This window comes from Exiguobacterium sp. UBA6282 (genome assembly GCF_002440475.1).
Taxonomy (GTDB): Bacteria; Bacillota; Bacilli; order Exiguobacteriales; family Exiguobacteriaceae; genus Exiguobacterium_A.
Genome location: NZ_DJUM01000020.1, coordinates 158,286 through 183,614 on the forward strand (window position 1 = coordinate 158,286; position 25,329 = coordinate 183,614).

The window sequence follows — 25,329 nt, forward strand, 5'->3', positions numbered from 1 at the left end:
CCTTGAATGAACGTATCCGTAATCGGTGCGTCGACGGTCACGATATATTCCTTGTCGTGATTGTTTTCCGCTCGTAAGATCCGGTTGACGACATCACCGTCATTCGTTAACAGAATCAAACCGTCTGAATCCTTATCGAGACGACCAATCGGGAAAATCCGCTTCGGATGGTTGACGAAATCGATGATGTTTCCTTCGATATCAAGCTCCGTCGTACATGTGATGCCGACTGGTTTATTTAAGACGATGTAGACAGGTTTTGGTTTCGTTTGAAGTGGTTGACCGTCGATTTCGACGACGTCCGTCTCTTCAGCTTGCGAGCCGAGTTCTGCCGTCAGACCGTTGATCGTCACACGACCTGCGTCGACTAATTTATCGGCAGCACGCCTTGAGCAAAAGCCCGTTTCACTAATGAATTTGTTGATTCGCATGAATGATATCCTCTTTCCTTAATTGAACTGTATTCAGTGTAGCGCATTCCTGAAATGAAAACAAAATAACATGCGATGCTTCTCTAAGTAAGAAAAGCAATGCATGTCGTCCTTAGTCTTCAAAGCAATGATTGATTCATTGTTTTTTCTTATCTATGTTTAAAAACGTCAAACAAGTAATACTTATTATTAGCACGACCAAAATGATTGAACTATGCGCAACTGCATCTTGATTAAATAAAACGATGAACATCAATACTGTTAAGGTGACTGATAGAACTGATAATCCGTTTGTTTTCATTTTGGAAAATTCCTTTGTATGTGAAGTAATATGCCACTGTTACAAGGCTTTATTTCTGGTAATCATCTACTTATAGAAACCATAACATAAAATCATTTTCTAAAATGAATCGATTACAAGTTGTTTTAAAAATCTAAAGCACCCTCTATAGTAACGTAAGAAAACAGCCCCTATTTCGAGGCTGTTTTCTTATATACGTATACCAAGACCGCTTTTACGAATCATTAGACCGCAGCGTCTTTTAATGTCTGCATGATGCGAACGAATTGACCATCGTTCATCGGATAACCGGCTTTCGTGATTTTGACACGAACGAGTTGTCCGATCATCGACTCATCGCCTTCGATTGCAACACGCAAATAGTTATCCGTATAACCGACGAGACGACCGCCTGCTTCTTCCGAGAATTCTTCCGGAATGATCTCAAGCAGTTCCCCTTCGTATTTCGAAGCATATTCCTTTGCGAGTTGATCCGATAAGGCGATCAAACGCGCGACGCGTTCTTCTTTGATCGATTCCTCGACTTGATCATCCATCATCGCAGCGGGTGTTCCTGTCCGTTTTGAGTACGGGAAGACATGCAACTCACTGAACTTATGGTCATTGATGAAGTTGAACGTTTCCATGAACTCTTCTTCCGTCTCACCTGGGAAACCAACGATGACATCCGATGTGATCGCACAGTCAGGCAGGACTTCCTTCAGACGCGTGATCCGTTCTCCGAATTCTGCCATCGTATACTTCCGGCGCATCCGGCGAAGGACCGTATCGGAAGCCGACTGGATCGGAACGTGCAAGTGACGAACGACGATCGGCGAATCCTTCAGGACATCAAGTACCTCGTCCGTGATTTGACTAGCTTCGATCGACGAAATGCGTAAGCGTTCAAGTCCATTGACGGATTCGAGTGCTTTAAGTAATTTCGCTAAGTTGTAGTCTTTTAAGTCTTCTCCGTAGCCACCTGTATGAATGCCCGTCAAGACGATTTCTTTATAACCCGCATCAACGAGCTGTTGTGCTTGCTTCAAGACATCTTCTGGTTGACGAGACCGCATGAGACCACGCGCCCATGGGATGATACAGAACGTACAGAAATTGTTACAGCCTTCCTGAATTTTCAGAGAAGCCCGTGTCCGGTCCGTAAAGGCCGGTACATCCAGTTCTTCATAGACTTTTGCTTTCATGATGTTTCCGACCGCATTGATTGGCATGCGTTCTTCACGGAATTGTTCGATGTATCCAATCATTTTATGCCGATCTTGTGTTCCGACGACGACATCGACGCCAGGAATCGCCATGATTTCAGCAGGAGATGTTTGGGCATAACAGCCCGTTACGCAGATGACACTATCCGGATTTTGGCGAATCGCCCGTCGGATGACTTGGCGACTTTTCTTATCTCCGGTATTCGTGACCGTACATGTATTGACGACATAAACGTCCGCATGATCAGCAAAATCAACGCGTGCGTAACCAGCGTCCTTGAACAGTTGCCAGACAGCTTCTGTTTCGTAATGGTTGACTTTACAGCCAAGCGTTTGAAAGGCAACAGTTGCCATTTCGTTCACCCTTTCAATTCAAAATGATACGAGACGGCGGAAAGGACATAAAATGGTGCCGTTTCCGTCCGTAAGATGCGGCGCCCTAGAGCGGCTTGTTTAAAACCGGCATCCGTCAAACGTGCGATTTCTGCTTCAGCGAACCCACCTTCAGGTCCGATGACGACAAGAAGGGAATCTCCCTCTTGCAGTCCAGCAAGCGTCGTAGCGAGGACGGAAGCCTCCCCTTGTTTCGCTGATTCTTCATAGGCAACCAGACAAGCCGTATAGTTCGATGCATCCTGTAAGACTTCATCATACGCCACGAAGTCGACCGTCGGCAAGTGGGCACGGTACGATTGTTCCGCTGCTTCCTTGACGATTTTTTCGAGTCGTTCAATCTTTTTCGGAACCTTCTTCTGATCCCATTTCGAGACGGAACGGTCGGCTTCGAAAATCCGTAGATGATGGATCCCGAGTTCCGTTGCTTTTTGGGCAACGAGTTCGATCTTATCGCCTTTTGGCAATCCATGGGCGATCGTCACACGAATCGGTAACTCCGTCTCGATCGGTAGCGTCTCTTCGATACGGGCAGAAGCTGCCTGTTTCTCGAGTGCTTCAAGGCGACACCGGTAAAGACCTGTCCCATCGAGCACGAGAATCTCTCCGCCGACTTCCATCCGCATGACGTTTTTCATATGGTGTGCATCATCTTTCGGGAAATGAAAAACATCTCCCTGACGCATCGAAGGCTCGACGAAATACCGTTGCATGCGTTTACCCCTCCCGTTTCGCGATGATTGCGACCCAGTCCTCAAGCTTCGTCGTCTCGACGATCGTAAATCCTGCTTCTTGCATCGCTTGTACGACCATATCTTTCTTCTGACTAATGATACCGGAAGCGATGAAATGCCCGCCTGGTAACGTCAGCGTATAGGCATCCTTGACGAAGAGGAGGATGACTTCCGCTAAGATATTCGCGACGATCAACTCGACCGGCTCACTCAATTCCTTCATCAAATCGCCTTGACGGACCGTGATCTGCTCACTGACGTTGTTCAAAGCGACGTTTTCCGTCGCTGATTTGACAGCGACTTCGTCTAAATCGAGTGCAAAGACATCTTTTGCCCCAAGCTTCGCTGCTGCAATCGCTAAGACACCGGATCCCGTTCCGACATCGACGACACGGTCTTGCTCTTGCAAGTAGTTCTCAATCGCTTGAATGCAGAGGACCGTCGTCGGGTGTGTTCCTGTTCCGAACGCCATACCTGGATCGAGCTCGATGATCTTTTCATCCGGTTGTGGTGTATAATCTTCCCACATTGGGACGACCGTCAGATGACGACTGATTTTGACCGGCTTATAGAATTGTTTCCATGAATGTGCCCAGTCTTCTTCATCTACTTGAGTCAGCGTGACAGCACCCGTACCAATCGACAGACCGAAGTTCGTCAACTGTTGGATGTCCTGTTCGATGCCTTTGATCGTGTCCGTCAAATCGCTGCTTTCTGCAAGATACGCCTTCACGAGTACACCTTGAGTCGGGTACTCGTCCCGTTTCGTCTCATCCCAAATTTCACCGAAGTTATCTTCGCGGTGGGACATCATCTCGAAATCTTCGACGTCCTCGATGACGACTCCGCTTGCTCCCGCTTCATGTAAGATGTTTGAAACTGCTTCGATGGCTTCTTGTGTCGTATGGACACAGATCTCTGACCATTTCATTTCTTGTCACGCTCCTCTGTAGTGATCACCCTGTAAAGAATGTCTTGATCCGGCTGAAGACACCTTCGTGTTGCTCTTCGACACCTTTTTCATCGCTGATTTCATTGAATTCCCGTAATAGTTCTTTTTGACGTTCCGTCAGATTCTTCGGTGTGATGACGACGACGTTGACGTATTGATCACCATGATGACCGGAACGGACGTTCGGCATCCCTTTTCCGCGGAGACGGAAACGTGATCCTGTCTGTGTGCCCGCTGGAATCTTCAGACTGACCTTGCCATGAACGGTCGGTACTTCGATCTCATCACCGAGTGTTGCTTGTGCGAATGTAAGTGGCATATCCATGACGATATGATCATCGACACGTTCGAACAGTTCGTGTGCTGCGACACGGACGACGACATACAAGTCACCTGCTGGTCCACCGTTGACACCGGCTTCCCCTTTGCCTGCTAAGCGGATTTGTTGCCCATTGTCGATCCCTGCTGGAATTTTGACACGGACATCTTTGTTTTTACGGACACGACCGGCTCCACGACATGTTTCACATGGCTCCTTGACGATTTGTCCACGCCCATGACACGTCGAACACGTCGTTTGGTTGACGACACGACCGAACATCGTGTTTTGTTCGACGTTGATGTGCCCCGAACCACCGCATCGTTTACATGTTTCTGGATGTGTTCCTGGTTTAGCACCCGAACCATGACATGTACCGCAATCTTCTTCGACTGGGATCGTGATCGTCTTCTCGACGCCTGTGACCGATTCCATGAAGTCGATTTCCTCGACGTATTGTAAGTCCTGTCCTTTACGTGGGGCATTTGGATCTTGACGACGTCCGCCACCGAAGAACATGTCGAAGATGTCGCCAAATCCTTCAGCTCCACTGAATCCACCGCCACCTTGTGATGGATCTTGGTGACCGAATTGGTCGTAACGTGCTCGTTTATTGTCATCGGACAACACTTCATACGCTTCCGATAATTCCTTGAATTTCGCATCCGCATCCGCTTCCTTGTTGACGTCCGGGTGGTACGTCCGGGCAAGCTTACGGTACGCGCGTTTGATTTCCGCTGATGAGGCATCGCGCGCGACGCCTAGTACTTCATAATAATCGCGTTTTTCCACGTGCAGTCTTCCTCTCTCTATTCCGATTCATTTCATACTGTTTGATTTTACCGAACTTCGTGCGACATGGAAAGAGCCAAAGCGCGGATACGCTTTGGCTCTCTCTAGCGCCCGAAAAATCGGTCGGATGAATTACTTGTTGTCTTTCTCGTCGACTTCTTCGAACTCAGCGTCCATGACGTTGTCGTCTTGACCACCAGCTTGTGCGCCTTCAGCGCCCGCTTGTTGCTGTGCCATGTTCTCGTAGACTTTTTGTGTCAACTCTTGGACGACTGTCGACAATTCGTCTTTTGCAGAACGGATTGCTTCGATGTCTGTTCCTTCGAGAGCTTTTGTTACTTTTTCTTTTGCAGCTTCTGCTTTTTCTTTATCAGCGTCAGCGACTTGCTCACCGAGGTCTTTGATTGCTTTATCTGTTGCGAAGACGAGTTGGTCTGCTTCGTTGCGTAATTCGACTTCTTCTTTACGCTTGTTGTCTGCGTCCGCGTTTGCTTCTGCATCTTTGACCATTTGCTCGATGTCCGCTTCAGTCAAACCGCTTGATGATTGAATCGTGATCGACTGTTCTTTGTTTGTTCCGAGATCTTTCGCAGAAACGTTAACGATACCGTTCGCGTCGATGTCGAATTTAACTTCGATTTGTGGCACACCACGTGGTGCTGGCGGAATGTCCGTCAATTGGAAGCGACCAAGTGTTTTGTTATCTGCTGCCATTGGACGTTCCCCTTGGAGGACGTGGATGTCAACAGCTGGTTGGCTGTCTGCTGCAGTCGAGAAGACTTGTGATTTCGAAGTTGGGATCGTTGTGTTACGATCGATCAATTTCGTCATCACGCCACCCATTGTCTCGATACCGAGTGAGAGTGGAGTTACGTCGAGAAGAACGACGTCTTTGACGTCTCCTGTCAATACGCCACCTTGAACCGCTGCACCGAGGGCAACGACTTCATCCGGGTTAACCCCTTTGAACGACTCTTTACCAGTGAAGTCTTGGATTGCTTTTTGAACTGCAGGAATACGAGTCGAACCACCAACGAGGATGATTTTGTCGATTTTGTCTGGTGTCAGACCTGCATCGTTCATAGCACGGCGTGTTGGTTCCATCGTACGTTCAACGAGATCTGCTGTGAGATCGTCGAATTTCGCGCGTGAGAGCGTCATTTCCAAGTGAAGTGGACCTGATGCGCCAGCTGTGATGAACGGAAGGCTGATTTGTGTTGAAGAAACACCTGAAAGGTCTTTTTTCGCTTTTTCAGCTGCATCTTTCAAACGTTGAAGCGCCATCTTATCTTGAGCAAGATCGATGCCGTTTTCTTTTTTGAATTCTGCTACGAGATGATCGATGATTTTTTGGTCGAAATCATCTCCACCAAGACGGCTGTCACCTGCAGTTGAAACTACTTCAAAGACGCCATCACCGAGCTCAAGGATCGACACGTCGAACGTACCGCCACCAAGGTCATAGATGAGGATCGTGTGATCTTCGCCTTTTTCGAGACCGTAAGCGAGCGCTGCTGCTGTAGGCTCGTTGATAATCCGTTTTACATCAAGACCAGCAATTGTACCAGCGTCTTTTGTCGCTTGGCGTTCTGCATCGTTGAAGTAAGCCGGTACTGTGATGACAGCTTCTGTGACTTTTTCACCGAGGTAGTCTTCTGCTTGCGCTTTTAATTTTTGAAGGATGATCGCAGAGACTTCTTGTGGTGTGTAGTCTTTGCCTTCAACTTCTACTTTATAGTCTGTACCCATATGACGTTTGATCGACATGATCGTGTTCGGGTTCGTGATTGCTTGACGTTTTGCAACTTCCCCTACTTGACGCTCACCGTTTTTGAATGCGACGACAGATGGTGTCGTACGGTTTCCTTCTGCGTTAGCGATGACGACGGGTTCGCCACCTTCCATTACTGCAACACATGAGTTCGTTGTACCTAAGTCAATACCGATGATTTTTGCCATGATCTATTTCCTCGCTTTCAATGATTGGAATAATGAAGTACAGGCTGATTACTCAGCTACTTTAACCATACTCGGACGAATCACACGATCGTGCAATTTGTACCCTTTTTGGAATTCAGCGATGACGACACCTGATGCGTGTTCTTCGCTCGCTTCTTGAACGACCGCTTGGTGTAAGTTCGGATCGAACGCTTCACCGACAGCTGGAATCTCGACGACGCCTTCATTTTGAAGCGTTTCGACGAGTTGACGTTTTACCATCTCGACACCCGTCAAGACAGATTTCGTCTCCTCGTTTTCCGTCTCGATTTGGAGCGCCCGGTCCAAGTTATCGACGAGTGGCAACAGCTTTTCGACGATCGCTTGTGAAGAATACTTCGCGCGGTTCTCTGCTTCGACACGGTTACGACGCTTGAAGTTCTCAAAATCCGCACGGAGGCGTAATTCTGAAGCTTTTGCTTCTGCGAGTTGTGCTTCGAAGTCCGGCTTCTCGTCTTCGACGAGATCCGCTTGGATGACTTCTTCTTCTGTGACTTCGACGGTTTCAGTCGGCTCTGTCACGTTTTCTTCTTGTTGGAGGTTTTGATTCTGTTCTTTTTCTTCCACTCTGAATCGAGCCCCTTTCTATATTCAATCCAAATTGTTCTTATGCAATTCGGTTTGGAATGCTTGAAGTAGATGGATGATCGAGTTGATTCCCCGGTTGTAATCCATCCGTTTCGGTCCGATCAATGCGAGTGTCCCAATTGAGACACCGTCGACCGAATAATGGGCCCGGATGACGCTACAATCTTTTAATGCATCCATATTGTTCTCACTCCCGATCGTAATCAAGATTTGATTATCGAGATTCGGTCGTAGGAAATCGAGAACAGCTTCTTGCTGTTCGATCAGTTCGAGAACAGGTCGTAGTTTTGCGACGTCCTGAAATTCAGGCTGATCGAACATGTTGGCTTTCCCGCCCAAATAAATGAACGGTCGCTCCTCTTGATCCGTCAAGACGAGATCAAGTGCTTTCGAGAGCAATACCGTCTGCTCAGAATGCTCTGAACGGAAGCGACGGATTTCCTCAAGCAGACGACTGCGTAAGGCTGAGAGCGGCGTACCGCGCAACGTCTGGTTCAGACGTTCCATCAGTCGGCTCGCTGCTTCCTGGGACAACGCTTGATTCAATTGCAATGTCTTGTGTTCAACATGTCCCGTCTCTGTGACGAGAACGATGACGACACGACCCTCGGCAAGAGGAATCAATTCTAGATGATGCAGTCGTTGTCCGTCTTCTTTCGGTCCAAGTACAAGTGTCGTGTAATGGGTTAAATCACTCAACAGGTCTGCTGTGTGCCGAATCAACCGATCATTCTCATTCACGGAATGGGCAAAGAGTGACTTCAATGCCTGTGCTTCTTTTGGTGTGATGTTTTCCGGACGAATCAGATGGTCGACATAAAAACGATATCCGAGTTCGGAAGGAATCCGTCCTGCGGAAGTGTGTGGCTTTTCAATCAGACCCATCTCTTCGAGGTCCGCCATCTCGTTACGAATGGTCGCGGAACTGAACGTCACGTCGTCTCGTTTTGAGAGCGTCCGTGAGCCGACGGGTTGAGCAGTCTTGATATAATCATCGACGATTGCACGTAAAATCAACAATTGACGATCCGTCAGCACCTTCTTCACCACCTTATTTTGTTAGCACTCACTTTTAACGAGTGCTAATTACATCTTTTACTATAAGGAATTGTCCGCCCGATGTCAACCGAATTGCGTGACCCTTTGAACAGTTTCCCATTCTGCGATACAGTGAAACAAAGAACGGAAAGGATGAATCGGATGATTGAATTATTGGCAATGGCGGGAGTCTTTGTCTGGCTGTTCATCGCGGTCATCGGAACGACTGCGTATTTTTTAAGGAAGTCGAAAAAATGAGAGAAGCGGTGTTCCACATTTGGGAAACACCGCTTCTCTCATTTTCATTGATTTCAGCTACTCTTATGTCATTGTACTTGCGCTTCACCAATGAACTCTGCAAAGACTTCGTTCGCTAGCGGAATTCCGGCTGGCGTCAAACGGATATGTGTCTCCGTCTGCTCGACGAGACCGTTTGGCAACAACCGTTTCATGACTTCACCAAATACATCTTTAAACGCTACTCCATACTTCTCCTGGAAACGCTCGAGCGATACGCCGTCCTTCATTCGAAGACCGAGGAACATCTCTTCTTCCATCCGCTCAACGTTCGTCAACGGCGTCTCTTTTCGAACCGGTAACCCTTCCGCCTTGATATAGTGCGGAATCGGTGCGATGTTCGCACGACGCGTCTGATTGATATAGCTATGTGAGCCTGCACCAAATCCGTAGTACTCATCGTTTTCCCAGTAGACGCGATTATGACGACTCTCTTTTCCAACTTCTGCGAAGTTCGAGATCTCATACTGTGCATAACCACCTGCTTCAATCGTTTCGATCATCACTTGATACATCTCTGCCTCGAGATCTTGCGTCGGTAGCGGTAGTTTTCCTTTTCGCTCTTGAATCGCAAAAACCGTGTGTGGTTCTAAAATCAATGAATAGGATGAAATATGCGTAATCGGTAATTGTAGCGCCCGTGTAACGTCGTAGCGGACCTGATCGAGCGTCTGATTCGGTAATCCGAACATCAAGTCGACGGAGATGTTATTAAATCGTTTCGCTGCTGCATCGAGCGTCTGCGCGACTTTCGCTTCCCGGTGCGTTCGACCGATGCGTTCGAGCAAACCATCGTCAAACGATTGGACACCGAAACTGACACGATTGACACCACCTGTCTTCATGATATCAAGTTTCTCTTCCGATACACCGTCCGGATTCGACTCGACCGTATACTCTAAATCGTCACCTGTTAGTGGCAACAAATGCTTTTGAATGATTTCCATTAAACGTTGCATCTGTGGTTCATTCAAAGCAGTTGGTGTGCCACCACCAATGAAGATCGTCTCGAGATGATCTGTCGGGTATTGTTTCAGCGTCAGTTCGATTTCGCGTTCAAGCGCATCGAGGTATTCATCGACGGGCTGATTCTTTAAAAAGACTTTATTGAAATCACAGTAGTAACAAATATGTTCACAAAAAGGGATGTGGACATATGCGGCGCGTATTCCCATTTCGCCTCATCCTTTCTCTATAAAAACCAAAAAGGGGACGCAAGCGCCCCCCACCTGTTTAATCTTCGTCCATAGATAGAACGGACATGAAGGCTTCTTGCGGTACCTCTACTGAGCCTACCATCTTCATGCGTTTCTTACCTTCTTTTTGCTTCTCGAGCAACTTCCGTTTCCGAGAGATGTCTCCCCCGTAACATTTCGCGAGAACGTTCTTCCGTAATGCTTTAATCGTCGAACGCGCGACAATCTTTGTTCCGACTGCTGCCTGAATCGGCACTTCGAACTGCATCCGCGGAATCAATTCCTTCAGCTTATCAACGATGACCTTTCCACGTTCGTACGCGAAGTCACGGTGAACGATGAAGCTGAGCGCATCGACGTTTTCGTTATTAAGAAGGATATCCATCTTGACGAGACGCGACTGTTGATAGCCGATCAATTCATAATCAAGTGACGCATATCCTTTTGTACTCGATTTCAACTGATCAAAGAAATCGTAGACGATCTCAGATAACGGCAATTCATAGGTGATTTTGACACGTGTCGTATCGATGTATTGCATATCGACGAATGTTCCGCGTTTCTTCTGACACAACTCCATGATTGCACCAACGTAATCATTCGGTGTCATGACAGCAGCCTTAACGAACGGCTCTTCAATGAATTCAACTTTTTGCTGATCCGGCATCTTCGATGGGTTATCAACATGCAAGACTTCACCCGCTGTCGTCGTCACGTGATAGATAACGGACGGTGCCGTCGTGATCATATCGATGTTGAATTCACGTTCGATCCGCTCCTGGATGATTTCCATGTGGAGCATCCCGAGGAATCCACAACGGAATCCGAATCCGAGTGCTTGTGATGTCTCTGGTTCGAACTCAAGCGCCGCGTCACTAAGTTGTAGTTTTTCAAGCGCTTCTCGTAAATCGTTGTATTTCGCAGCATCGATTGGATAGAGTCCACAGTACACCATCGGATTCATCTTACGGTATCCCGGCAGCGCTTCAGCAGCTGGCTGTTTCGCAAGCGTAATCGTATCCCCGACACGTACGTCGCCGACCGTTTTGATCGAAGCAGACAACGTTCCAACATCACCGACCGTCAATTCTTGCTGACGTAATGGTTTTGGTGTCGCAACGGCAAGTTCCAGAACCTCAAAGTCCTTACCTGTCGACATCATCCGAATCTTATCGCCGACTTTAACTGTTCCGTTGACGATTCGAATCGATGCTACGACACCACGGTAAGCGTCATAATAGGAGTCAAAGATCAATGCTTCGAGTGGTGCAGACGGATCACCCGTCGGCGCTGGTACTTTCTCGACGATTTGTTCGAGAATTTCTTCAATGCCGATCCCTGCCTTCGCAGAAGTCGGAACAGCTTCAGACGCATCGAGTCCGATGACATCTTCGATTTCTTGACGGACGCGTTCGACATCCGCAGAAGGTAAATCGATTTTATTAATGATCGGAAGGATTTCGAGATCGTTGTCGAGTGCTAAGTAAACGTTCGCAAGCGTCTGCGCTTCGATTCCTTGCGCCGCATCGACGACGAGGACAGCCCCTTCACAAGCTGCAAGTGAACGCGAGACTTCATATGTGAAGTCGACGTGTCCAGGTGTATCAATGAGGTGAAGAATGTAATCTTCCCCGTCTTTTGCTGTATACTTCAATTGAACAGCGTTGAGTTTAATCGTGATGCCACGCTCACGTTCGAGATCCATGGCATCAAGTGTCTGATCTTTCATTTCGCGCGATGTCAACGCGCCAGTTTTTTCTAAAATCCGGTCAGCGAGTGTCGACTTCCCGTGATCGATATGGGCAATGATCGAGAAGTTACGAATACTCTTCTGCCGCTTTAAACGGTCTTCATTCGTCATGTTTAGAGTCACCTTACCTTATTTTCAAACGTACATACGGTTCATTATACCAAAAAGCGCTTCACTGTACTATCTCGTTTTGTTTTACCCGAAAAACAAAATGTGAAGATTCCCTAGACGTCGTATTGCTTTTAAGAAAAACGTTTGCTACAATTGTGTTTGTTCTGTTGAACGATAACTGCAGATATGCGAATATAAATCTCGAATGAGTTTTATTGGAGGTGAATCATCCATGGCTAACATTAAATCAGCAATCAAACGCGTTAAAACAGCTGAAAAACGCCGCGTCGCTAACGTACAACGTAAATCGGCAATGCGTTCAGCGATTAAAGCAGTCGAAACTTTCGCAGCTGAAGGTAACAAAGACCAAGCGGTCCTTGCTTTCGCTACAGCTTCTAAAAAAATCGACAAAGCTGCTGCTAAAGGTCTCATCCACAGCAACAAAGCTGGTCGTGACAAATCACGTCTCGCTAAACTCGTAAACGCACTTTAATTCTTTCCGAAGAATACGGTGATGGGTCGCCACTAGGAGGTATCTCCAGTGGCGATTTTTTTATATGATGTGAAATGGCGGACGAAGGACTCGTGTGAAACGATTCCTTCGTCCGCCATTTGTTGTCTTAGTTGTCGTCTAGACGGTCGATCATGACATAGTGAAGACCAATTCCTTCAATGAGGAACGGTTCTCCAACACGTTCTAGTCCAAGACGCTCATAAAAAGGAAGGGCCGTAACGCGGGCGTTACACCACCAAGCTGTCACTTGTCGTTCTTTCAAGAGACGACGGGCTTCTTCGATCAGCGCCCGACCATATCCTTCACCACGCACTTGTTCACTCGACGCCATGCCACGAAGTTGGTACGTCGCTCCTGGCGCTTGTTCATGTGATTGTTCCGAGAAACTACCGATCGCGACAATTTGTTGTGCTTTTATCCCGCCGAGATGAAACGTCGAGGCACGCGCATCGTCTGGATAAACACACGCTTCACGTGGTTGATGCGGACGCAACACTTCATGCCGTAATGGGATGACTTCTTCTGCTGTTATGAGCTGGACTTCCATCATCATTCTCCTCCTCTATAGTGTCGCTAAGCGAACGATCAACGCATCGAATAGAATCTTCTTATCACCGCGCCCCGTCTTCATGCCTTCATCCGTCGTCGTGATGGCGATGAGTGCTTGCTCGAGCTGCGCAAAGGTAAACCTCTTCGCAGATTGTAATGCCAATTTGATCGCATAGGGATGGGCTCCGACTTTCGATGCGATTTGTCGTTCTCCGTATCCTTGTTCTGCTAATCGTTTCGATAACAGCATCATCCGATATTGCCGTGCCATCAGCCCAAGAAGGGCCAACACTTCCTGTCCCTGTTTTTCAAGGTCACGAATCAAACGGATTGCTGGTTCGAGTTGACGCTTCATCAAGTAGTCCGTTAATTGAAAAACGTTGTCCTCTAATGTCCGCGGAACCAACAAATCGACATCCTCGATTTCGATCGTCGGTCGATCTCCTGCGAACAACATCAACTTCTCCAGTTCGTGCGCTAATGTCCCCCACATCTCAGCAGTCAGGAAAATAAGCCGCTCGATCGCCGGACGTTCCATCCGGTACCCTTTGTCATTGACGGCATCCAGGACGAAGCGGAACAGCTCTTCGGTCGTCGGTTTTTTCGCCTCCAGCACCGTCGCGCGCTCCTTCAATCGTTTAACGACGGTTTTTCGTTCATCGAGCTTTTCTGCTTCGACAATCAAGACAACGACCGCATAGTCTGCCGGTTGTAGGATATAATCTGCTAACCGTTCGAGGTTATGTTGTTTTTTATCTTTTGCTCCTGTCAGAAACGTTGCAGGTTTTGCAACGACGACACGGTAGTCACTCAAGAATGGCACCGTCTCTGCTTCATCAAGCACCGCATCAAGCGGTTGGTCGTTCAAATCGATTTTCATATAATCAAAGCGTTCTCCGTCCGGAAGAGCCGCTTTCACGATTTCACGTTCCCATTCTTCTAACAGATGTCGTTCCGTTCCATATAATAAGTATAAATTTGCTAATTTTCCGTTGACGAGCCAAGGAGTTTTCATCATTCCCACCACATTTCACAGTTTGTTCTTAACTTCATCATAGATAATCCTCTTTTATTCCGCTATACTAGAAGCGGAATCTATTAAGGGGGAATGCAGCATGGCACATTCAGTACGCCCACCAAGTGAAAACGCGTTCGAGAACGATATTCAATCAAAACGCAACGATGCGCTCGACTCTGCCGTTGGTTTTGGTGCATCATTCGGCTTCTTCGCAGTCTTGTTCATCATCGGTGTCGCAATTAAGTTCTTAAGTCTATAATCAGTAAAACAGCAACCTTGGGGGGTTGCTGTTTTTTTATTTTATCATAGGTTCACAGCCCGCTGAAGAACAAGTTACACTCCCGTCCTCATCCGTTCGAAAGACGATCCGATCTGTCCCGATTCGTTCGAGGACGTCCGGATGTGGATGCCCGTATCGATTTTTTCGTCCGACTGACAAGATGACAATCTTCGGATTCGTCTTTCGTAAGAGTTCTTCACCGGTCGACGTGTTCGAACCATGATGACCTGCTTTTAGAATATCGATCGGACCAATCTTTAACTCGTCTTCGATTGCTAGTCCAGCGTCGCCCGTCAGTAAAACACGTTGCTTGGCAATCTGTGCGAGTAATATGATAGACCGATCGTTTTCTTCTTCTTTTCGTCCAGTTGGTGCAAGTACCTGTAACCAAGGACGAATCGTTTGCCCCTTTTGAACGAACTCAACACGCGTTCCAGTGGCTTCGATAGAACGAATCAAATCATTTCGCTTCTCATCCATGTTGTCATATGCACCTAAATAAATGGTTTTCACGCGAACTTGGCGCAGTACACCTAGAAGTCCACCGACGTGATCGTGATCAGCATGTGTCACGATCAGACCGTCAATTTCGGCTTCTCCTCGTGTGAATAAAAAGGGAGCGACGATATGACTACCTGGATCAAACGGACGGAGCAGTGGATGCGTCGTTTGTTGATAAACGCCACCGGTATCCACGACGAATGTCTCTCCTGCTTTCTCAAGCACGATACTATCGCCTTGCCCAACATCTAAAAACGTGACTTGCTCAGGTGCGCGCCACTCGGTGTAGCCCCATGCCGCAAGTAAAAGGATCAACGGGAGAACATGCCCCCACCATCTCCGCTCAGCAATGAACCAAGCAATTCCGATTCCGACAACGACGATCGTCAAGACGATCGGAGAAAATGCCGGAACGGCAACCATCGCCAACGGTAAATCCTCCGCCAGTCGTAACACTTGATCCATCCATTGAATCGCATACTGATGCGCGATCTGAAACGTTGAACGAATCGGTAAGAACGGAAGTGTCGCGAGAATGAACGATCCCGGCAGAATCACCCATTCAATCCAGCTACCAATCAATAGGTTCAACAATGGCGACCAAATTGAAACAGTCGTCTGTTCAATCCCCTGCAAAAAGAGGAGTGTTCCAAACTGTGCCCAAGCACTGATCAGCAGCCAGTTCCAAGGACGACGAACCGAACCCATTAGTCGTCTCGACAGCACAAGAAACAGCGTCAGTCCGACCGTCAATTGAAATCCGATATCGTAAATGACAGTCGGTTGAATCGCCAATTGAAAAGCCGCGACCCCTGCAATGACCTCCACCGGATCTAACGGTTTGTGGAAACGACGACCGAGTAACAGAATGATCGCGACAAGAACAGCTCGTGTGACTGGAGGGTTCCACTCCGTCAACCATCCGTAAATCGGCAGTAAGATAAGAACGATATCGAGTCGTTTTTCTTTTGTCATTCTGATTTTTCGTAAGACATACAGCAAACTAAATACTAAAAAAGCGATATGTGATCCTGAGATGACGATTGCATGTAATAAGCCGAATTTCTTAAACCGTTCGAGCGTCACTTGATCTATTAGTCGATCCTCACCAAACACAAGCGCTTCGACGTAGAATGCTTGCTTTTGTGGTAACAATTCTTCGATCCGCTTTAGCCATACTTCACGTACCCGTCTTCCTTCTGCCGCATACCCAGGTGTCCGATGACAGGAATCAAATGAACGGACTTCCCACTTTCCAGCGTAACGATGTGTATGCATGAATTGCTGTTCATCAAACCCTCCAGCATTCGATTGTTGGCGGACATCGAGCGGTTCCGTATTTACGCGACAGGAGTGCCCGATTCGTTCGTATCCTGTTTCTTCTTCCGTAATCGTTGCCGTCAATAGAACCGATTGACCGTTACTCTCTGCCTCATAACGAATTCGATCCCCATTACGCTTCCCTGACAAGATGTCAACAGACGAGACGTCATGCGGTTCAGGTGACAGATGACCCATTCCGATGAATAGGCCACTCAGAATGAACAGAAAAAAGAGACGACCGATTGAAAAAGACCATGATTTCAAGACAGCGAAGAGCATGAGGAGCACTAACCACCAAATCGATTCTTTGATGGCAACGATGAGTAAGAGGACGAACAGCACATGAAGTGGCATCAGTAGACGATCAGGTAGGATTTAAGCGATTCTAACGTCTTTTCCCCAAAGCCCTTCACATCTCCGAGTGATTCATATGTCGCAAATCCCCCCTTCTCCTCACGATAGGCTAAGATCGCTTCTGCTTTGGCGGGACCAATTCCCGGAACCTCCATCAACTGTTCCGCCGTTGCCGCATTGAGGTCAATCAATCCTTTCGGTATCTCTGCTTTTGAGCGTTTCGTTGGTTTTGGCTGACCTTTCCCTTTTTTCACCGGCACGATGACTTCCTGTCCATCAATGAGACGTGCCGCGAGATTCATTTGTCGAATATCGGCTTTTTCAGTCGTCTTTGCTTTTTCGATTGCATCCTTCACTCGATCACCCAAATGGAATTGATAAGGTCCAGGCGCTTCTACTGCTCCTTTTACGTCGACCATGATGAGTTTGTCACGAATCGAGGTGTCCTTTTCTGCTGGCTCTGCTTTTGCCTCTTGTTGTTTATCCGTTAAGGACGGTTGATCGACCATCGCTTCATTTGAACAAGAGGGTAATGGTACGAACAATAAAATGATGAGCAGCAGGACGACGACGAGACCTGCTATCTGTTGCAAACGTGGAACGGTCAAGACGAATCCCTCCTTTTCCCACGACTCTAACAGGTCACTACAGACTTCAGGAAACGAAGGAATACGCACTAACCATTCTTTACAGCACGATCCTGCAGTGTTTCGTCGGATGAAAGTCCTACCATCCATACCGTTACTTTGAATTAGCATCTGTTTCACGAACAAAAAAATCCGTCTCCTTCAAGCAACACGAACGTGTATCGCTAAAAGAAGACGGATGAAATCACTTTTACATTTTTTCGGCAACGAAGAAGATCCGCTCGACTGTCTCAGAAGGAGCGTCCGGTCCAAAATCGCCTGTGACCGCGAGAACCCGGAATCCGGCTTCGCGTAACCATGTTACGTATTGTGCCGGAGGATACGTCCGCTGATGATGCGTTTCATCGACACGCTCATAGCGACCATCCTCCTCCTCGATGAAGAATGTCAGTTCATGGACGACAGAAAGCGGCGCTTCACCAGGATCCGCGAACCAGATATACGAGCTTTGTTCCGCATGTGTCGCGTACGTCTTCCCATTGAACAGCGTCTCCATTTTGTAAGGGGAGTGTGTATCAAATAAGAGACGTCCACCCTCCTTTAGAATCGCTGCTACATGTGTAAACGTCTGTTTGACATCCTCTTCCGTCTGGAGATAATTCAAGGAGTCGCATAGGATCGTCACGGCATCGACAGGTGTCGGCAATTCGATTTCGCGCATGTCTTGCGCCCAGAATTGAATAGTCAATCCTTCTTCCATCGCTTTTTCCTGCGCGACTTCGAGCATCTCTTCAGATAAATCGATCCCGAGCATCTCATAGTGGGCTGCTAATGCAAGCGTCGCCGTACCCGTTCCACATCCGATATCAGCAATTGTACTTCCAATCGGAACGTATGCTTTGACCCAGTCAACCCATTGATCGTAAGGGACGTCTTGCATCAATTCATCATAGATGTAGGCGAACTGTTCGTATGCCATTAGTTGACCTCGACTTCAACCTTTGGAGCATCTGCCCATAGTTTTTCGAGGTTATAGTAATCACGATCGTCACGGTGGAAGACATGAACAACGACGTTTTCAAGATCCGCCAACACCCAACGTGCCGCATCGAATCCTTCGAGGCGTTTAATCGGCAGGTTATGTTCGTGCGCGACTTCTTTGAGTTCACGCGCGATCGCCTGTACTTGTTTTTCTGAATTTCCTTCACAGATGACGAAATAGTCGGCAACTGGTGAGATGCTCGACATATTCAGGACGACGATATCTTCAGCACGTTTATCGTCGATGGCATTTACGATTAATTGTAATTCTTGTTCGACTGTCATAGGACGGTCCCCTTTCGTTTGGCCGCGACGAAGGCATTATAGGTCTCAATCGTTCGCGGAAAGATGATAGCTTGTTTTGTACATAAAAAATGAATCGTCTGACTGAGTGTTGCGATGACGGCGTCCGTCAAATCCTGNNAACGGCATACCAGGTGCCCCTGTTGTATGATTCGCGATGGCCTGATAAATCACGTCTGAATCAAGACCAAGTTCTCGACGCACAAGCTCCGCACCCACTGGCGCATGAAGTAGTTCGTCATCATAGTCAAGTAAGATCCGTTGATTCAATTCAACGGCAATCGAACGCATCTCATTCGTATCGCGGTATTTTGCATAATCATGGAGCATGGCAGCAAGTGTTGCTTCTTCTTCGTCAACACCATATTTAAGAGCCAAGTGTCGTGCCGTCTCGACGACACCTAACGTATGCACATAGCGTCGCTCAGGCAATGTGTTTTCAATGATTTGACGTGCTTCTTCAAGGCGCATATAGATTCCACTCCTCAATCCGTTGTCGAACGGCTTCCGGTACAAGGTAGCGAATGCTCCGTCCGCGCGCGACCCGTTGCCGGATATCCGTCGAAGAAATTTCTAATAATGGCATATCGACCGCTTTCACACGGGCACCACGCGGAATCAAATACCGACTTCCCGGTCGAGCGACGGCACCAAAGACGACTTCCTCGTATAACCGTTCAGCTTGATACCACGTATCGAGACTAACGAGTGAATCTGCGCCGATTAGAAACAGAAACTCATGCTCTGGGTATCGGTGCTTGAGTGCACGAATCGTATCATACGTATAGGAAGGTTCTTTTCGCTCAAATTCAATCGCAGAGACAGAGAAGGCAGGGTTCAATGCAATTGCTTCTTCTACAAGACGGAGACGCTTAGTTGCGTCTGTGACAGTACGTTGTTTATGCGGTGGTACATTTGCTGGTAAAAACCAGACCGCATCAAGTTCGAGTTGTTCCTGCGCTTGTTCGGCAATCAGGAGATGACCGATATGCGGAGGGTCGAACGTTCCGCCCATCAGTCCGATTTTCATCGTGGCAATTCGAGCGTCTTGTTCTCTTTTGATTCTTTATAGAGAACGATGACTTTTCCGATGACTTGAACGAGTTCAGCATTCGTTCCTGCGACGAGTTCTTGTGCGACATCCTTTGGTGCGTCCGCACAATTTTGTAGTACTTGTACTTTCAAGAGCTCCCGCTTTTCGAGCGCATCCATCAAATCAGCGCACATCGCTTCACCGACTCCATTTTTACCGACTTGGAAAATCGGGTTTAAATCGTGAGCTGTCGCGCGTAAAAAACGTTTTTGTTTACCTGTTAACATGATTAAAATTCCTCCAATTGCTTTCGTATCACCTGCTCGCCAAGTGCGAGATCAGGTGCTTGTCCGGTGAAACGTTCAAATGCTTCAGCCGCTTGTAAGACGAACATCGGGACGCCGTCGAGTGTGTCGAGACCTTTTTCAGTCGCTTCACGTAATAGACGGGTCGGCGTCGGTCGATAAATAATATCACAAATCAAAGCGTTCGTCTCTGTCAATTCAATCGGACGTGCTTCGACATGTGGCGCCATCCCGACAGAGGTCGTATTGATGATGACGTCGTAACTCGTTAAATCAAATGTTTCGTGCCATGGCAAAACGTGTGTTCCGAATTCATCGGCAACCACCCTAGAGCGTTCTTCTGTGCGGTTCGTGAGCGTCACATCTCCCGGTAGCGCAGCAATGATTCCTCGTGCTGCACCGCCCGCACCAAGGACAAGTGTCTTTTGAAATGACGGACGACGTTCTGTCAACGCACGGACGAATCCGATTCCATCTGTATTCGCACCAATCAACTGCCCATTCTTCCAGTATACCGTGTTGACGGCACCCGCTTTTTGAGCTGCCGGCTCCAGCCGATCCAGGTACGGAATGATTGCTGTCTTATGGGGAATCGTCACATTGATTCCATCTAGCTGATGCGTACGTAATTTCGTAATGATTCGTGGCAATTCATGCTCCGTTACATCGATAAGGTCATAACAGCCGAAAAGCCCAGCCGCTTCCAGCCAAGCTGTATGCAGCTCAGGTGAAAGTGAATGGGCAATCGGATGACCGATGACGGCAAAGCGCATCAGACGAGCGCCTCACGTAAAGATACAGCGACACCTTTCGGGGCATAAGCAGCGACACGTCCACCTTTTCCATGAACCGCAACCCACCCGAGTCCACTGAAGACGATATCCGTCTTCATGTTGTCGCGAAGACTGAATTCATGACGGACGAGCGGAGGTAGCATCTCACGCGTCTTTTCGTTCGGCGGAGACAACAGCTCACCGTTATGGTTCGCATATAGATCGTCTGCTTTTTCAAGCTTCGTCCGGTGAACTTTCAATTCGTTCGACATATAGATGACGAATGAACGCTTGTTCCCTTCCATATAGTCCAATCGCGCAAGACCTCCAAAGAAGAGCGTCTGTTGCGGATGGATTTGGAAGACTTGCGGCTTGATCTCTTTTTTCGGTGTGATCAGCTTTAAGTCCTTCGCATCAACGTAGTGAGCCATTTGGTGATGATTAATGATCCCCGGTGTATCATACAGGTTACAGTTATCGTCAAGTGGGATGTCGATTAAATCTAGTGTCGTTCCTGGGAAGTGACTGACCGTGATGACGGCCTCATCCTCTTCACCGAAACGTTTGATGACTTGGTTGATCAGGGTCGATTTCCCGACATTTGTACAACCAACGACATAGACGTCGCGTCCTTTTCGATAATAATCGATTTTCTCAGCAAGTTCATCGACCCCGTGACCTTTTTTCGCACTGATCAGATGAACGTCAACTGGACGTAATCCAAGTTCTTTCGATGCTTGACGCATCCAGTTCATGAGACGGTTCGGATTCAGTGACTTCGGTAATAAATCGGCTTTGTTCCCGACGAGTAAGACATCATTTTTTCCGACAAACCGATGTAATCCCGGTAACCAGCTTCCATTAAAATCGAAGATATCAACGATTTTAACGACAAGTGCATCTTTTTGACCAATTCCGTCTAAGATTTTAACGAAATCATCGTCCGATAAAGATACATCTTGAATTTGATTGTAGTGCTTTAATTTAAAACAACGTTGGCAAATGACCATTTCACGATCAAGTGCAGATTTAGGTGCGTATCCTGGTGCTTTTGTGTCTTCCGTTTGAATGGCGACACCACAACCAGCGCAGTGGATTTCTTCGATCATATTATGTTGAGCCGCATGCGGGAATGATTTCCCTTCTCTTTTCACCGTAGCGCCCTGCTCGCTACTCCAAGAGCGTAACTTCCGACCTCTCGCCGTACATGTTGCGACTACTGCCTTCCCTTTCATCTACCGATCTGACAGGGTTATTGTTGCTTATCCTGACGAAGTGTTTCGATCGGATGCTTCAGTGCAGAAGGATCTTCCTTGACGCGTTGTGTCAATTTATAGATTCCTTTGCGTTTCATCCGGTGGAAAATGACACGTTCCATCAGGCGATTGAATTTCGTGACGACACCGTCCGTCTTAACGACGGGTTGAACGTGGATGACTTCGATTCCAACGGAGTTTGCACCGAGTACATCCGTGAAGAGTTGGTCTCCTAAGAAGACGACTTCTTTCGCGTGATAGCCGAATTCCGTCAATGCCCGTTTAAACCCGATAGGAAGCGGTTTTCGAGCAGGCGCAATATAATGCAGTCCGAGTGGATCCGCGAACTTCTTAACGCGGTCTCCGTTATTGTTCGATACGATGATGACGTCAAAACCATATTGATTATTCACCATATCCAGCCAAGCAACCAATTCGTCTGGAGCATCTGCGATATTCCATGCGACGAGCGTATTATCAAGATCGGTCAAAATAGCTTTGACACCGTTTCGTTTGAGCATTTCAAGGTCGATATCGTAGATCGAAGCCACGAAATGTTTCGGATAAAGTCGTTTGAACAAGAATAAAACCTCCAGATAATGGTCTAGCTCTATAGTTAAGTTTAAGAAACAGTTATGCTCTTATCGTTCGATTATAGCACAATCAGGTAGCAAGAGCGACGCACAAAAGAAAACGGGAGGCGAACCTCCCGTTTTCTTAATAATACCGAATCCACAAATAGAGTTGGGATAGGATCAACGTCACAATCGTGATCGGTGCTCCGTAAATCAAAAAGCGCATATAGGTGAATTTTTCACCTTGTCGTGTCGCAAGACCCGCGACAATGACGTTTGCCGATGCACCGATCAATGTCCCGTTACCACCGAGACATGCACCGAGTGCGAGGGACCACCATAAAACATCCACTTTCGCATCTGCTGGTGTAAGTCCGATCCCAGCAGCGACATCATTGATGAGCGGGATCATTGTCGCGACAAACGGAATGTTGTCAATCGTCGCACTCGCGATACCGGACAACCAAAGAACAGCAGTTGCTGTCGTCTGAATGTCACCGCCTGTCAAATCAATCGTCTTCTCCGCAAGATATCGAATGATACCGGCTTCCTGAATTCCACCAACAAGTACAAATAGTCCGGCGAAGAAAAAAATCGTAGTCCATTCAACACGTGCAAAGATTCCTTCTAGCTGATGATCGTTTTCAATCGTTAGCAACATCAGGACGGTCGCTCCAAGAATTGCGATCGCTGGTGCTTCGAGATGGAGTCCGATTCGATCAAGCATCGGATGCAATACGAAGAGTGCAATCGTACTAACGAGTACGACACTACTCCGCGTGACGAGTTTTCGACTGACAATATAACTCTTTTCATCGATTTCCATCAATTTTTGTCGATCTTCTGCCTCGACATGCAGTTGCTTCCGGAAGACGAAGTACAGAATGCCGATCGTCACGACCGTAATGATCAGGATGATCGGTGCAAGATTCATCAAAAAGGCATTGAACGTTAAGTGTGGATTCGCGGCACCGATCATGATGTTCGGTGGATCGCCAATCAAGGTCGCCGTCCCACCGATGTTCGCAAATAATACTTCGGCGAGCAAGAACGGAAACGGCGCGATTTTAAGTATCTTTGTAATCGAGAAAGTGATTGGGACAATCAATAAGACTGTCGTGACGTTATCCAAAAAGGCAGATCCAAGTGCCGTCAATGCGGATAATAGAATCAACACTTTGATTGGGTCGCCTTTTGTTGTCTTCGCTGCACGAATCGCAATATATTCAAACAATCCAGATTGATTGGCAATCGTAACGAGAATCATCATCCCAATTAATAAGACGATTGTTCCCCACTCGATGTATTCAAATAATGCAGTCTCGAGATCCACAATGCCGACGATGACCATCGCGAGCGCTCCGAGTAGAGCGACGATCGCCCGGCTTACTTTTTCACTGATGATGAAGCCATAGGTCACTAAAAAAATGATAAGTGCGATATATGTCTGGACCTGTGTACTTCCGATTTCTGCTAATGCCATTGCCGGCATGATTCATTCCTCCTAAACGTAAGGAGACGCCCTGAACGGGCGCCTCGCTCTCATGAATGCCATTGTCCGAGGCGTTGCCCCATTAAAACTGGTCCAATCGCTTGTGTATCTAATGTCAATGCATCTTTCGGACAGATCAGGACGACCGTTGAACCGAAAGAAAAGTATCCGAACTCATCTCCTCGACGAAGTTCCTTTGCTTCGTTTGTCCGAACGATTGAGTTGACGTTGAGTGCACCGACCATGACATGTTCAAGTGCATGTTTTCCTTGGACGATACGTGTCACGCGACGATAGTTCCGTGTCAATGGACGAAGCGCATGTGTGAGACCGATCTCATTCACCGGTGCCGAATCCCGACCGAGCGTATAACTGGTCCGGATCGTTCCGTCCATCGGTACATGGACACGGTGGTAGTTTTGCGGACTCAAGTAAAAGATCATCACACGTCCCCCGACATATTGTTGCGCCTCGTGATGGGAACCGAGTAACTCTGATACCGTATACGATTGTCCTTTGACGGTAAAGCGGCTATCAGCCGTCAAGTCGTCAACGACAGACAACATACCGTCACACGGACTGACGAATGCGCCTTCTGATTGATCAATTGGTCGCATTTCCGGTTTGACATGACGAATGAAAACCTCATGTAAACTCGAATACGCTTCTAAATTCCGAGTCGCTTCTGCCATATTCAAATCATATGCCCGAACGAACGGACCGATGAACGGACGACTGATCCGGCTCATCGCAAACCGTTTCAGCTGTTTGGCAACAAGCGGGTGTCCATTTAACTCGAACACGCGAGAGTAGAACCATTTTTTAATCATTGAGATCACCGGACGATTCTTCTTTTGAATCCTTTACTTCTTTTCCAGCAAAGAACTCTTTGTAGCTGTCTTCTGTTTGTTCACCAGCTACCCGTCCGACTTCCTTACCGTCCTTAAAATGAACGACCGTCGGTGTACCCTCGATGCCAAACGTGTCCCAAGCTGACTGTTCGAAAGCAAGATCGATTTGTTCGAACGGAATGTCTTGTTTTTCACCAAGCGGAACAAGATATGGTTTTACTTTTTCGCAGTGCACGCATCCCGTTTGATAGAAATACGTATAGAATTCGTCACCGGATTTTACTTTATCCGAGACTTGTGTAGCTGTTAGATTGCCATTCTTCGATGCGGAATCATCACGATCCGTGAAGACGAGCAGTAATCCCCCAACCAATACGATCAAGGCAATGACTCCCGCTGTAATCCAGTTCGCTTTGGATTGCGGTTTTTTCGTGTTTTTTCGTTTCGACTTCTTTGACACGTCTATCCC

Annotated in this window: 27 protein-coding genes; 2 read left to right on the plus strand and 25 right to left on the minus strand. The window is 47.5% G+C overall.

What is annotated here, in order from left to right:
- The 10 genes from B2751_RS05800 to lepA all read right to left on the minus strand — a co-directional run.
- Positions 1–431, minus strand: a 431-nt coding sequence (locus B2751_RS05800; RefSeq protein ID WP_290773624.1) for a pseudouridine synthase, incomplete at its 3' end; no start/stop codon positions are given.
- A 525-nt stretch (positions 432–956) separates the two neighbouring features.
- Positions 957–2,291, minus strand: coding sequence for a tRNA (N(6)-L-threonylcarbamoyladenosine(37)-C(2))-methylthiotransferase MtaB (gene mtaB, locus B2751_RS05805; protein WP_023467445.1), 1,335 nt, complete (start codon positions 2,289–2,291; stop codon positions 957–959).
- A gap of 5 nt (positions 2,292–2,296) precedes the next feature.
- A complete protein-coding gene (locus B2751_RS05810) occupies positions 2,297–3,043 on the minus strand; it encodes a 16S rRNA (uracil(1498)-N(3))-methyltransferase (protein ID WP_290773484.1) in 747 nt (248 codons plus the stop codon).
- 4 nt (positions 3,044–3,047) lie between these two features.
- Entirely contained in the window at positions 3,048–3,995 is a 948-nt protein-coding gene (gene prmA, locus B2751_RS05815) for a 50S ribosomal protein L11 methyltransferase (RefSeq protein ID WP_290773487.1), read from the minus strand.
- Positions 3,996–4,020: 25 nt separating this feature from the next.
- Positions 4,021–5,127, minus strand: a complete 1,107-nt coding sequence (gene dnaJ, locus B2751_RS05820; RefSeq protein WP_023467442.1) for a molecular chaperone DnaJ — start codon at positions 5,125–5,127, stop codon at positions 4,021–4,023.
- 132 nt (positions 5,128–5,259) lie between these two features.
- On the minus strand, positions 5,260–7,086 hold the full coding sequence (dnaK, locus tag B2751_RS05825; protein WP_035398411.1) for a molecular chaperone DnaK: 1,827 nt from the start codon (positions 7,084–7,086) through the stop codon (positions 5,260–5,262).
- A 48-nt stretch (positions 7,087–7,134) separates the two neighbouring features.
- The gene (grpE, locus tag B2751_RS05830) at positions 7,135–7,692 is read right to left on the minus strand and encodes a nucleotide exchange factor GrpE (protein ID WP_290748740.1); all 558 of its coding nucleotides are present in this window, start codon (positions 7,690–7,692) and stop codon (positions 7,135–7,137) included.
- Between the two features lie 24 nt (positions 7,693–7,716).
- Positions 7,717–8,751 (minus strand): heat-inducible transcriptional repressor HrcA, encoded by a 1,035-nt coding sequence (gene hrcA / locus B2751_RS05835; RefSeq protein ID WP_035409289.1) that lies wholly within the window; start codon positions 8,749–8,751, stop codon positions 7,717–7,719.
- Between the two features lie 326 nt (positions 8,752–9,077).
- Positions 9,078–10,217: a radical SAM family heme chaperone HemW gene (gene hemW, locus B2751_RS05840; RefSeq protein ID WP_290773627.1), complete on the minus strand. Its 1,140-nt coding sequence runs from the start codon at positions 10,215–10,217 to the stop codon at positions 9,078–9,080.
- A gap of 64 nt (positions 10,218–10,281) precedes the next feature.
- A complete protein-coding gene (lepA, locus tag B2751_RS05845; protein WP_035409294.1) occupies positions 10,282–12,105 on the minus strand; it encodes a translation elongation factor 4 in 1,824 nt (607 codons plus the stop codon).
- 232 nt (positions 12,106–12,337) lie between these two features.
- Here lepA and rpsT point away from each other — a divergent pair, with 232 nt between their 5' ends.
- Positions 12,338–12,598: a 30S ribosomal protein S20 gene (gene rpsT, locus B2751_RS05850; protein ID WP_023467434.1), complete on the plus strand. Its 261-nt coding sequence runs from the start codon at positions 12,338–12,340 to the stop codon at positions 12,596–12,598.
- A gap of 127 nt (positions 12,599–12,725) precedes the next feature.
- Here the strand turns inward: rpsT and B2751_RS05855 are convergent, their stop codons facing one another.
- Together B2751_RS05855 and holA are read right to left on the minus strand one after the other, a co-directional pair.
- Positions 12,726–13,169, minus strand: a complete 444-nt coding sequence (locus B2751_RS05855; protein WP_035409297.1) for a GNAT family N-acetyltransferase — start codon at positions 13,167–13,169, stop codon at positions 12,726–12,728.
- A gap of 12 nt (positions 13,170–13,181) precedes the next feature.
- Positions 13,182–14,183 (minus strand): DNA polymerase III subunit delta, encoded by a 1,002-nt coding sequence (gene holA, locus B2751_RS05860; protein ID WP_023467432.1) that lies wholly within the window; start codon positions 14,181–14,183, stop codon positions 13,182–13,184.
- A 100-nt stretch (positions 14,184–14,283) separates the two neighbouring features.
- Here holA and B2751_RS05865 point away from each other — a divergent pair, with 100 nt between their 5' ends.
- Entirely contained in the window at positions 14,284–14,445 is a 162-nt protein-coding gene (locus B2751_RS05865; RefSeq protein WP_023467431.1) for a YqzM family protein, read from the plus strand.
- A gap of 36 nt (positions 14,446–14,481) precedes the next feature.
- Here B2751_RS05865 and B2751_RS05870 read toward each other — a convergent pair whose 3' ends face one another.
- From B2751_RS05870 to B2751_RS05930, 13 genes are all read right to left on the minus strand, one after another.
- Positions 14,482–16,644 carry a DNA internalization-related competence protein ComEC/Rec2 gene (locus B2751_RS05870; protein ID WP_290773494.1) on the minus strand — a complete coding sequence of 721 codons (2,163 nt, stop codon included), beginning with the start codon at positions 16,642–16,644 and terminating at the stop codon, positions 14,482–14,484.
- Positions 16,644–17,252: a helix-hairpin-helix domain-containing protein gene (locus B2751_RS05875; RefSeq protein ID WP_035409301.1), complete on the minus strand. Its 609-nt coding sequence runs from the start codon at positions 17,250–17,252 to the stop codon at positions 16,644–16,646. Before B2751_RS05875 ends, B2751_RS05870 begins: the two co-directional genes overlap by 1 nt.
- A gap of 229 nt (positions 17,253–17,481) precedes the next feature.
- Positions 17,482–18,210, minus strand: coding sequence for a class I SAM-dependent DNA methyltransferase (locus B2751_RS05880; protein ID WP_035409303.1), 729 nt, complete (start codon positions 18,208–18,210; stop codon positions 17,482–17,484).
- The gene (gene rsfS, locus B2751_RS05885; RefSeq protein ID WP_023467427.1) at positions 18,210–18,557 is read right to left on the minus strand and encodes a ribosome silencing factor; all 348 of its coding nucleotides are present in this window, start codon (positions 18,555–18,557) and stop codon (positions 18,210–18,212) included. The genes B2751_RS05880 and rsfS overlap by 1 nt, the downstream gene beginning before the upstream one ends.
- Positions 18,558–18,602: 45 nt before the next feature.
- Positions 18,603–19,046, minus strand: coding sequence for a bis(5'-nucleosyl)-tetraphosphatase (symmetrical) YqeK (gene yqeK, locus B2751_RS05890; protein WP_290773497.1), 444 nt, complete (start codon positions 19,044–19,046; stop codon positions 18,603–18,605).
- Positions 19,036–19,605 carry a nicotinate-nucleotide adenylyltransferase gene (gene nadD, locus B2751_RS05895; RefSeq protein ID WP_035409307.1) on the minus strand — a complete coding sequence of 190 codons (570 nt, stop codon included), beginning with the start codon at positions 19,603–19,605 and terminating at the stop codon, positions 19,036–19,038. Before nadD ends, yqeK begins: the two co-directional genes overlap by 11 nt.
- Positions 19,602–19,895 (minus strand): ribosome assembly RNA-binding protein YhbY, encoded by a 294-nt coding sequence (gene yhbY / locus B2751_RS05900; protein WP_023467424.1) that lies wholly within the window; start codon positions 19,893–19,895, stop codon positions 19,602–19,604. Before yhbY ends, nadD begins: the two co-directional genes overlap by 4 nt.
- A gap of 2 nt (positions 19,896–19,897) precedes the next feature.
- Complete coding sequence (aroE, locus tag B2751_RS05905) at positions 19,898–20,686, minus strand: shikimate dehydrogenase (RefSeq protein WP_035409309.1); 789 nt, start codon at positions 20,684–20,686, stop codon at positions 19,898–19,900.
- Positions 20,686–21,795, minus strand: a complete 1,110-nt coding sequence (yqeH, locus tag B2751_RS05910; protein ID WP_023467421.1) for a ribosome biogenesis GTPase YqeH — start codon at positions 21,793–21,795, stop codon at positions 20,686–20,688. Before yqeH ends, aroE begins: the two co-directional genes overlap by 1 nt.
- A 143-nt stretch (positions 21,796–21,938) precedes the next feature.
- Positions 21,939–22,523 carry a YqeG family HAD IIIA-type phosphatase gene (locus B2751_RS05915; protein ID WP_035409311.1) on the minus strand — a complete coding sequence of 195 codons (585 nt, stop codon included), beginning with the start codon at positions 22,521–22,523 and terminating at the stop codon, positions 21,939–21,941.
- A gap of 136 nt (positions 22,524–22,659) precedes the next feature.
- On the minus strand, positions 22,660–24,000 hold the full coding sequence (locus B2751_RS05920; RefSeq protein WP_290773630.1) for an ArsB/NhaD family transporter: 1,341 nt from the start codon (positions 23,998–24,000) through the stop codon (positions 22,660–22,662).
- A 59-nt stretch (positions 24,001–24,059) separates the two neighbouring features.
- Positions 24,060–24,839, minus strand: a complete 780-nt coding sequence (locus tag B2751_RS05925; RefSeq protein ID WP_290773633.1) for a phosphatidylserine decarboxylase — start codon at positions 24,837–24,839, stop codon at positions 24,060–24,062.
- Complete coding sequence (locus B2751_RS05930) at positions 24,832–25,320, minus strand: thioredoxin family protein (RefSeq protein ID WP_035409313.1); 489 nt, start codon at positions 25,318–25,320, stop codon at positions 24,832–24,834. Before B2751_RS05930 ends, B2751_RS05925 begins: the two co-directional genes overlap by 8 nt.
- Positions 25,321–25,329 lie beyond the last annotated feature (9 nt).

What these genes read in the sequence shown, in the direction of transcription:
- B2751_RS05865 (WP_023467431.1), top strand. Translation starts at nt 14,284, where the DNA reads ATGGCACATTCAGTACGCCCACCAAGTGAAAACGCGTTCGAGAACGAT.
- prmA (WP_290773487.1), bottom strand. Translation starts at nt 3,995, where the DNA reads ATGAAATGGTCAGAGATCTGTGTCCATACGACACAAGAAGCCATCGAA.
- B2751_RS05810 (WP_290773484.1), bottom strand. Translation starts at nt 3,043, where the DNA reads ATGCAACGGTATTTCGTCGAGCCTTCGATGCGTCAGGGAGATGTTTTT.
- aroE (WP_035409309.1), bottom strand. Translation starts at nt 20,686, where the DNA reads ATGCGCTTTGCCGTCATCGGTCATCCGATTGCCCATTCACTTTCACCT.
- dnaK (WP_035398411.1), bottom strand. Translation starts at nt 7,086, where the DNA reads ATGGCAAAAATCATCGGTATTGACTTAGGTACAACGAACTCATGTGTT.
- mtaB (WP_023467445.1), bottom strand. Translation starts at nt 2,291, where the DNA reads ATGGCAACTGTTGCCTTTCAAACGCTTGGCTGTAAAGTCAACCATTAC.
- B2751_RS05855 (WP_035409297.1), bottom strand. Translation starts at nt 13,169, where the DNA reads ATGATGGAAGTCCAGCTCATAACAGCAGAAGAAGTCATCCCATTACGG.
- nadD (WP_035409307.1), bottom strand. Translation starts at nt 19,605, where the DNA reads ATGAAAATCGGACTGATGGGCGGAACGTTCGACCCTCCGCATATCGGT.
- lepA (WP_035409294.1), bottom strand. Translation starts at nt 12,105, where the DNA reads ATGACGAATGAAGACCGTTTAAAGCGGCAGAAGAGTATTCGTAACTTC.
- yqeH (WP_023467421.1), bottom strand. Translation starts at nt 21,795, where the DNA reads ATGATCGAAGAAATCCACTGCGCTGGTTGTGGTGTCGCCATTCAAACG.
- rpsT (WP_023467434.1), top strand. Translation starts at nt 12,338, where the DNA reads ATGGCTAACATTAAATCAGCAATCAAACGCGTTAAAACAGCTGAAAAA.
- rsfS (WP_023467427.1), bottom strand. Translation starts at nt 18,557, where the DNA reads ATGACAGTCGAACAAGAATTACAATTAATCGTAAATGCCATCGACGAT.
- B2751_RS05870 (WP_290773494.1), bottom strand. Translation starts at nt 16,644, where the DNA reads ATGCCACTTCATGTGCTGTTCGTCCTCTTACTCATCGTTGCCATCAAA.
- B2751_RS05920 (WP_290773630.1), bottom strand. Translation starts at nt 24,000, where the DNA reads ATGGCATTAGCAGAAATCGGAAGTACACAGGTCCAGACATATATCGCA.
- B2751_RS05880 (WP_035409303.1), bottom strand. Translation starts at nt 18,210, where the DNA reads ATGGCATACGAACAGTTCGCCTACATCTATGATGAATTGATGCAAGAC.
- B2751_RS05925 (WP_290773633.1), bottom strand. Translation starts at nt 24,839, where the DNA reads ATGATTAAAAAATGGTTCTACTCTCGCGTGTTCGAGTTAAATGGACAC.
- yhbY (WP_023467424.1), bottom strand. Translation starts at nt 19,895, where the DNA reads ATGTTAACAGGTAAACAAAAACGTTTTTTACGCGCGACAGCTCACGAT.
- holA (WP_023467432.1), bottom strand. Translation starts at nt 14,183, where the DNA reads ATGAAAACTCCTTGGCTCGTCAACGGAAAATTAGCAAATTTATACTTA.